Here is an 8,009-nt window from a genome sequence, read left to right as displayed (position 1 = left end):
CAGGGTGTGCACCAGCCTTGTTCTTTATGGCCCGGCTTGCCTCTTCTTCATAATGCGCACCAAAATCTTGAAAATAAAGCGGTATGTCTGATTCAACAAAAAGTTCGGTCGAAGCGGGAAAAAATGCCCTGCACAGCGGTGACCTGGCAGCCGCTGAAGCTGCACTGGCGCAGGCTGTGCAGCAATCGCCGGATTCGGCCGAAGTGGCTTTGTTGTGGGCGCAGTGCGCAGTCCGCCGGGGTGAGGTGCGCACGGCGCGTGAGCGCTTTGCCGCGCTGCTGCGTCAGCACCCCACGCATTTCAGGGGCTGGCTCGAGGCGGGGCATTTGTCACGCCAGCTGGGCCGCCAGGCCGAGGTGATGCATTTCTACCGCATGGCCACCCAGGTGGCCCCGCTGCACTGGGAAGGATGGTTGACTTTGGCCACAGCGCTGGAAGCTGCGAGCCAATGGGACGAGGCGGCCGCTTGCTACCACCGCGCTCTGCCATTGGCGACTCGGGCACCCGATGGTGATGCGGTGCCGGTCAGCCAAGTGCATGCCCGAATGGCCAAGAGCCGGCTGGCGCGCGGCGATGCGGCGCGGGCACTGGAATCACTGCGCCAGGCGCTGGGCCTGATGCGGGTGGAAAAGCCCGAACCCGATGTGAACGTGACAGCGGCTTTGCAGATTGACTTGGGCGATGTGCTGATGCGTCTGGGCTTGACGGATGCAGCCCACCGCGCGTTCGAGCGGGCATCGGCCGCCACCAGTGAGGAAGTGCTCACGCGCCTGGCCATGCAGTCGTTCCACCACAACCTGTGGGAAGAAGCGCAGGCGGTGCTCCAACGGAATGTGGCGCTCCACCCGGGCAGTGCTTTGGCGCTGTGGAACCTGGCGCACGCCTATGTGGAAAGTTGGCATTTGGACGAGGCGCTGCAAACGCTGGCGCAGGCCGAAGCGCTGGCGCCGCAGCCCGGGGCCAAGTCGATGCGCGCTTCGGTGTCGGGGCGCTTGGGCGATGCCGACCAAGCGCTGGCGCTCTACCGCGAGTTGGCCGAAGAAGAAGGCCCGGACTCGGCCATGCGCTCCAGCGCGGCCATGAGCGCGCTTTACAGCGACAGCCTGACGGCACAAGAGGTGGCCGACTTGCACCGCAGCTTGTTTGCAGGCTGGGGCCAGGGCGCACGGCCAGCGGCAGAGTTTGCCAATGCCCGCGACCCGGGCAAGCGCCTCAAGTTGGGTTTGCTGAGTGCGGATTTTCACCACCAGCATCCGGTGAACATCTTCATGCAGCCGGTGCTGGCGCGTCTGGACAAGTCGCAGTTTGAGGTGACGATTTACAACGTGGGCGTGGCCCACGACGACCAGACGCAGCAAGCGCAGCGCCGCGTAGACCACTGGGTGCAGGCCACCAGCTGGACACCCGTGCAACTGGCCCGACGCATCCGTGACGACGGCATCGATGTGCTGATGGATTTGGCGGGCCACACCTCACACAACCGGCTGCTCATGCTGGCACAGCGTGTGGCACCGGTGCAGGTGTCGTTTTTGGGGTATCCGGGCTCGACAGGCGTGCCCAACATCGATTGGTTGTTGGCCGACCCGGTGGTGGTGCCGCCCGCACACGATGCGCTGTGCACCGAGCGTGTGCACCGCTTGCCGAACACGGTGTTTTGCTACGCGCCAGAGGCCGATTACCCCTACCCGGTGTATGGCCCGGCGCAGGCCCAGCGGCCGCTGACCTTTGGTTCGTTCAACAACGTGCCCAAGCTCACCCCACACACCATCGCTTTGTGGGCCCAAGTGTTGGCGCGGGTGCCCGGCTCGCGCTTGCTGCTCAAGGCGCCGAGTTTCCGCGACGAGTCGGCGATCCGCATCTTCCGCGAGCGTTTTGTGCAACAAGGGGTCGACGCCAGCCGCATCGAGTTTCGCGGCCCGGTGGGCCTGGCCGACATGATGGCCGAGTACGCCGATGTGGACATTGCGCTCGACCCGGTGCCTTACAACGGGGGCACGACCACGCTGCAAGCCCTGTGGATGGGCGTGCCGGTGGTGGTGAAAGAGGGCCAGAACTTTGTCTCGCGCATGGGCGCGAGCTTCATGCGCGCCGCGGGACTGCCCGAGTGGGTGGCGCCCAGTGACGAGGCTTATGTGGACATTGCCGCCCGCATGGCGGCTGACCGTCAAGCGCTGCTGCAGCTCAAGGCTGGGTTGCGTGCGCGTTTGCAGGCGGCACCGGCTTGGGATGTGGACCGATACACCCGCGACATGGCGCACGCTTTGCGCGCCATGTGGATAGCCCATTGCCCACCATGAACGCCTCTTCTTTTGACCCGGCAACGGCCTATTTGGCGGCGGGCTTTTTGTACGTGATCATGCCCTTGGCGGCATGGGTGGTCATGGGCAAGAGCCGCACTGTTGCGGCGGGCGTGTGGTGTGGTGGCAGTGTGAGTTTGGGATTGGCGTCCTTGCTGCTGTCGTTTCGCACACCCGACATGCCGGGGTGGCTGGCTTTTGGCGTGATGAATGCATTTTTTTACGGCGGAAACCTGATGCACGTGGTGGGTTTGCGCATGGAACTGGGCCAGCCTTCGGCGTGGCAACGGGCAGCGCTGGCGGGTCTGTTGGTGTTGGGTGTGCAAGAGTTTTTCCGTCTGGGCTTGGACAGCGCGGTGCTGCGCCTGAGCTGGGTGTTGCTGGCCATGGGGGCCTTGTTTGTCTGGACGGCTTGGCTGGCTTGGCAGGTGCACAAGAATGAAGACAGCAGCAGTGCCAAGTGGTTGGCGCAGGTCTATGTTTTTGGTGCAGTGGCCACCTTGGTTCGCGCTGCCCGTGTGCTGCTGGGGATGAGCTCGACCGACCCCTTAGGGGTCAATTGGGACAGTGTGCTCACGACCTCCAGTTTGTTTGTGATGTCGGTGTTTGGCAGTGTGGCCATTTTGGGTTTGTACCTGGAGCGTTCTACGCGAAAGCATGTGGCCAATGAAGTGGCGATACGCTCACAGCAAACGAGTCAGTTGCTGGGTCAGCAAATTGCCGACCTGGACCGACAGCGCAGCATGGGTGAGTTGGCGGGGGCCATGGCCCACGAGATGGCGCAACCGTTGACGGTGGTCTCTGTGGAACTGGGTTTTTTGCGGCATGAAATGCGTGCTGTGGATGATTCGAGGCTGCTCCAAGTTGAAAAAATCCTGGCGCATATTGAGCGTGTTTCGAACGTGCTCAAGGGCATTCGAAATTTCATTCGACCCGCAGAACCCGACTTCAAACCTGTGAATTTATTGCTCGTGGTACAGGATGTACTGCAGCTTTTGCCTGCCCAAGAGCGCCAAGATGCGGCGGACATTCAGGTGCACGCCGATGTGCTCACGCCCATGGTCCTGGGGGATTCTGTGCAGTTGTCCCAGGTGCTGCTGAATGTTTTGCGCAACGCGGTGCAGGCGCAAGTGCCGGGCCAGCCTGTGCACATCTGCATCCATGTGCAGTCGGCCGGGGGGCGTCTGCAGTTGGTGGTAGACGACAACGGTCCGGGGTTTTCAGCGCAATTGCTCGGCAGCACCGATGTGGCGTTTTCAAGCACGAAAAAAGACGGCATGGGGATTGGTTTGGCCATTTCTCGCCGCATCGCGGTGCAACACGGCGGGACTTTGCTGTGGCGCAACCGCGCGCAAGGCGGTGGGGCGCAGGTCGTGCTCGAGTTGCCTGTTTGGATGGATTCAAAGGGAGAAAAATGACCATGAGTGCCACACCCCAACAGACGCTGGCCGCGTCGGCTGCGTTGGGTGCAGACCCTTTGCTGCATTGCCTGGCTTTGGCTTCCCATTTGCTGGGTTTGCCGGTGCATGTGTCCGCTTTGCGGGTGGGCTTTGCGGTAGACGACAACGGCCATGTGCCTGCAGCGGCCTTGCCCGATTTGGCGCGGGTGCATGGCTTGATGGCGGCTTGGTCGCGCGTCAAACCCAGCGCTGTGCCCGGGTATGTGTTGCCGGTCATCGTGCCGCTGCAAGACGGACGGGCTTGTGTGCTGCGCACCATCGAGCAAGGCCAAGCGCAAATTTTGTCACCCGAGACCGGACAGCAAGAGTTGGTGATGCCCGTCTCGGAGTTGGATGCATTGGCCAGCGGTGAAGTGCTGGTGGTCAAGCTGCCGCCGCAACGCGCTGATCAAACCTTAACGCCCATGCAGGGTGCAGCGTTTGACTGGTTTTGGGGCACGCTGTGGCGCTTTCGGCATTTTTATGTCGAGTCGATGCTTGCCACGGTGGTGGCCAACATCTTGGCGCTGGCCAGTGTGTTTTTCACCATGAACGTGTACGACCGCGTGGTGCCCACGCAAGCGTATGCCTCGCTCTGGACGCTGGCCATCGGTACGTTGGTGGCGGCAGTGCTGGAGTACGTGATGCGCTGGCTCAAGGCGCGCTTGGTGGACTTGGGCGGCAAGCGGGCGGACTTGGCGATCAACGCCACACTGCTGCGCGAGATCATGTCGATCCGCTTGGAGCACAGGCCGCAGTCGATTGGCATTTTTTCCAGCTCGATGAAGGACTTCGAAGCGCTGCGTGACTTTTTCTCGTCGGCGTCATTGGTGGTGTTGGCCGATTTGCCCTTTGTGGTAGTGTTCATTTTGTTGATCGCCATCGTGGGCGGACCGCTGGCCTGGATCCCGGCTTTGGCGGTGCCCGTGGTCTTGCTGCTCGCGTGGTGGGTGCAAAAACCTTTGATGGTGGCCATGCGCGAGAACATGAAGGAGTCTGGCGACAAGCAAAGCGTGTTGGTGGAGGCGGTCCTGAACCTGGAGCTGCTCAAGGCACACAACGCCGAGGGCTATTTGCAGCGCCGCTGGGAGCAGTCGAACCTGGCCGGGGCCGATTCGTACCGCAAGATCCGTTCGCTCTCGAACGCGGTGACCGGTTTCATCAGCACACTGTCGCAAGTGGCTACGGTGGCCATGGTGGTGTGGGGGGTGTACCTGATCCACGCCAACCAGTTGACGCTGGGCGGCTTGATTGCCTGCGTGATTTTGTTGGGTCGTGCGATTTCGCCGCTGGGCAGTGTCATGGGACTGGCGTCGCGCTTTCAGCAAGCCCGCACGGCGCTGGAGACGCTGGACGGCTTGATCCAGCGGCCACGCGACCGCGAGGTGGGCAAACGTTATGTGGTGCCCGAGCAGGTGCAAGGGCGCATCGAGGCTTTGGACTTGGAGTTCGCCTATCCGGGTGAGTCGCGCTTGCCGGTGATCCGCCGTTTGAATTTGGGGCTGGAGGCTGGCTCGCATTTGGCTTTGCTGGGCCGTGTGGGCAGCGGCAAGAGCACCTTGATCCGATTGATGGCAGGTTTGTACGACCCGCTGGGCGGCAGTGTGCGGGTGGATGGCATCGACATGCGCCAGTTGGACCCGGCCGAGCTGCGCGCGCGCATTGGCTATGTGTCGCAGGACCCGCAATTGTTCATGGGCACTTTGCGTGAGAACCTGATTTTGTCGGACAGCTGGATTTCAGACGCCAAGATCGTGCAGGTCTTGCAGACCCTGGACCTGTACAACATGGTGGCGGCACACCCCAAGGGCTTGGACATGCCTTTGACCGAAGCGGGAGGTGGTTTGTCGGGCGGGCAACGCCAATTGGTCACTTTGGCGCGCTTGATGTTGCGTGATCCGGCCCTGGTGTTCATGGACGAGCCGACCGCCAACATGGACCAGAACACCGAGGCCCGTGTGATTGCCGTGCTGGGCCAATGGCTGCAAGGGCGCACGCTGGTGTTGTCGACCCACCGCACCCAGTTGCTGGAGTGGGTGGACCGCATTGCCGTGATCGATGCAGGCCAGTGTGTGCTGGAAGGCCCCAAAGCCGAGATGATTGAAAAACTGAGCAAGGGCATCTCGGTTGGCGCCAAAGCCCCTGCCACACCCGGAGGTGCTGCATGAGCCGCAAAGAATTTGGCATCCTGACCGTGGAGGAAGAGGAACGCCGCGCCAGTCAGTGGCTGTTGTGGTCCACTGTGGTGACTTTGGCGGCGGCCTTGACGTGGGCTGCTGGGTTTGAGTTGGATGAGGTGACCAAGGGCCAAGGCAAGGTGATTCCGGCCAGCCGTGAGCAGGTGGTGCAGAGTCTGGACTCTGGTGTGGTGAGCCAGATCTTGGTGCGCCAAGGGGCGGTGGTCAAAAAAGACGATGTCTTGATGCGTCTGGACGAGGGTCGCTCGGGCCCGGTGTTTCGAGAGGCCAAAGAGAAGAAACTGGCGCTCGAAGCTTTGGCTGTGCGTTTGCGTGCCGAAGCGTATGGCCGTGGTTTGGATTTCGGCAAGCACATTCCCGCCGAATTGGTTTCGCGAGAGCGTCAGGCATTTGCTGCGCGCAAGCAGTCGCTGGACGAAGCGCAGTCGAGTCTGAAGCGCTCCCTAGAGGCCCTCAACCGAGAAATCGCCATGACCGAGCCGCTCACCAAACAAGGTTTGGTGTCCGAGGTGGAGTTGTTGCGCCTCAAGCGTCAGCAGGCCGATTTGATGGGGCAAATGAGCGAGCGCAAGAACCGCTATGCCACCGATGCGGCCAACGAGTTGGTGCGGGTGGACTCGGAGTTGTCGCAAACCCGTGAGAACGCTTCGGCCCGCGAAGACGCCTTGATCCGCACCGTGATCAAGGCTCCCATGGACGGCATTGTGAAAAATGTGCAGGTGACCACCATTGGCGGTGTGGTGCAAGCGGGGATGCCGATTTTGGAAATCGTGCCGACGCAAGACCAGATGTTGGTGGAGGCTTATGTGAAGCCAGCTGAGGTGGCATTCCTGAAGACTGGCCAGAAGGTGATCGTCAAGCTTACCGCTTACGACTACAACCGCTTTGGTGGACTGGAAGGCGTGCTCGATCACATCAGCCCTGACACGATGCGGGATGAAAAGCAGCGCCGCCCCGGGGTGCCGATGGAGCTGGAAGAAGGCTATTACCGCTTGTTGGTCCGCATCACGGACACAGCCCTCGAGCGCAATGGCTTGAAGATGCTCCCGATGCCGGGCATGACCGCCACGGTGGAGATCAAGACGGGCCAGAAGACCGTGCTGGAATACCTGTTCCGGCCCTTGCAAAACGTGACGCAGGCCCTCAGGGAGCGTTGACCTTCAATTTGTCCTGCGTGCTTGTCTCAAAATCGCTGGCGTCGTGGCGCTCGTGCAACTGCGATTCGGGCGCGCCAATCACGCGGTTGACCATGCGCCCGCGCTTGACCGCGGGGCGTTGCGCCAATTCTTCGGCCCAGCGCTGGACGTGGGTGTATTCCTGCACTTGCAAAAATTCACCCGCCTCGTACATCAAACCTTTGGCCAGCGCGCCGTACCAAGGCCAAATGGCGATGTCGGCGATGGTGTAGTCCTCGCCTGCAATGAAGCGGCTCTGCGCCAAGCGCTTGTCGAGCACGTCCATTTCGCGTTTGACCTCCATGGCAAAGCGGTCGATGGCGTATTCGATCTTGGTGGGCGCATAGGCATAAAAATGGCCGAAACCACCGCCCAAATAGGGCGCGCTGCCCATTTGCCAAAACAGCCATGACAGGCACTCGGCACGCTTGGCCGGATCGGTGGGCACCAAGGTGCCAAATTTTTCGGCCAAATAAAGCAAGATCGCGCCCGACTCAAACACGCGCACGGGCTGCTCGCCACTGCAGTCCAAGAGCGCTGGAATTTTGGAGTTGGGGTTCACGCTCACAAAGCCGCTGCTGAACTGCTGGCCTTCTTGGATGCGGATCAGCCAAGCGTCGTACTCGGCGCCTGCATGCCCCAAAGCCAGCAATTCCTCGAGCATGACCGTGACTTTCACGCCGTTGGGCGTGCCCAAGGAGTAGAGCTGCAGCGGGTGTTTGCCGCGCGGCAGGTCTTTTTCGTGTGTCGCACCCGAGATGGGGCGGTTGATGTTGGCAAAGCGCCCGCCGCTGGCCTTGTTCCAAGTCCATACGGAGGGTGGGGTGTAAGTGCTGGCGTCGGTCATGGGGTGGCAGGCTCAGGTGGATGAGATCAGGTGGATGCGATCAGGGGAAAAGT

Annotated in this window: 5 protein-coding genes; 4 read left to right on the top strand and 1 reads right to left on the bottom strand. The window is 61.5% G+C overall.

Annotation, left to right across the window (positions count from 1 at the left end):
• Positions 1-83: 83 nt before the first annotated feature.
• From B9Z31_RS14065 to B9Z31_RS14050, 4 genes are read left to right on the top strand one after another with little or no spacing between them, the layout of a single operon-like run.
• Positions 84-2,297: a glycosyltransferase family 41 protein gene (locus B9Z31_RS14065; protein WP_100120190.1), complete on the top strand. Its 2,214-nt coding sequence runs from the start codon at positions 84-86 to the stop codon at positions 2,295-2,297.
• Positions 2,294-3,715 (top strand): sensor histidine kinase, encoded by a 1,422-nt coding sequence (locus B9Z31_RS14060; protein ID WP_100120189.1) that lies wholly within the window; start codon positions 2,294-2,296, stop codon positions 3,713-3,715. Before B9Z31_RS14065 ends, B9Z31_RS14060 begins: the two co-directional genes overlap by 4 nt.
• Positions 3,716-3,717: 2 nt before the next feature.
• Positions 3,718-5,904 carry a type I secretion system permease/ATPase gene (locus B9Z31_RS14055; protein WP_158235689.1) on the top strand — a complete coding sequence of 729 codons (2,187 nt, stop codon included), beginning with the start codon at positions 3,718-3,720 and terminating at the stop codon, positions 5,902-5,904.
• On the top strand, positions 5,901-7,091 hold the full coding sequence (locus B9Z31_RS14050) for an HlyD family efflux transporter periplasmic adaptor subunit (protein ID WP_100120187.1): 1,191 nt from the start codon (positions 5,901-5,903) through the stop codon (positions 7,089-7,091). The genes B9Z31_RS14055 and B9Z31_RS14050 overlap by 4 nt, the downstream gene beginning before the upstream one ends.
• Here the strand turns inward: B9Z31_RS14050 and yghU are convergent.
• Entirely contained in the window at positions 7,078-7,956 is an 879-nt protein-coding gene (gene yghU / locus B9Z31_RS14045) for a glutathione-dependent disulfide-bond oxidoreductase (RefSeq protein ID WP_100120186.1), read from the bottom strand. The genes B9Z31_RS14050 and yghU overlap by 14 nt on opposite strands.
• Positions 7,957-8,009 lie beyond the last annotated feature (53 nt).

It is taken from the genome of Limnohabitans sp. G3-2 (assembly GCF_002778275.1).
Classification (GTDB): domain Bacteria; phylum Pseudomonadota; class Gammaproteobacteria; order Burkholderiales; family Burkholderiaceae_C; genus Limnohabitans_A.
This window is presented reverse-complemented; position numbering and strand designations above follow the sequence as displayed.

What these genes read in the sequence shown, in the direction of transcription:
- B9Z31_RS14060 (WP_100120189.1), top strand. Translation starts at nt 2,294, where the DNA reads ATGAACGCCTCTTCTTTTGACCCGGCAACGGCCTATTTGGCGGCGGGC.
- B9Z31_RS14050 (WP_100120187.1), top strand. Translation starts at nt 5,901, where the DNA reads ATGAGCCGCAAAGAATTTGGCATCCTGACCGTGGAGGAAGAGGAACGC.
- B9Z31_RS14055 (WP_158235689.1), top strand. Translation starts at nt 3,718, where the DNA reads ATGAGTGCCACACCCCAACAGACGCTGGCCGCGTCGGCTGCGTTGGGT.
- yghU (WP_100120186.1), bottom strand. Translation starts at nt 7,956, where the DNA reads ATGACCGACGCCAGCACTTACACCCCACCCTCCGTATGGACTTGGAAC.
- B9Z31_RS14065 (WP_100120190.1), top strand. Translation starts at nt 84, where the DNA reads ATGTCTGATTCAACAAAAAGTTCGGTCGAAGCGGGAAAAAATGCCCTG.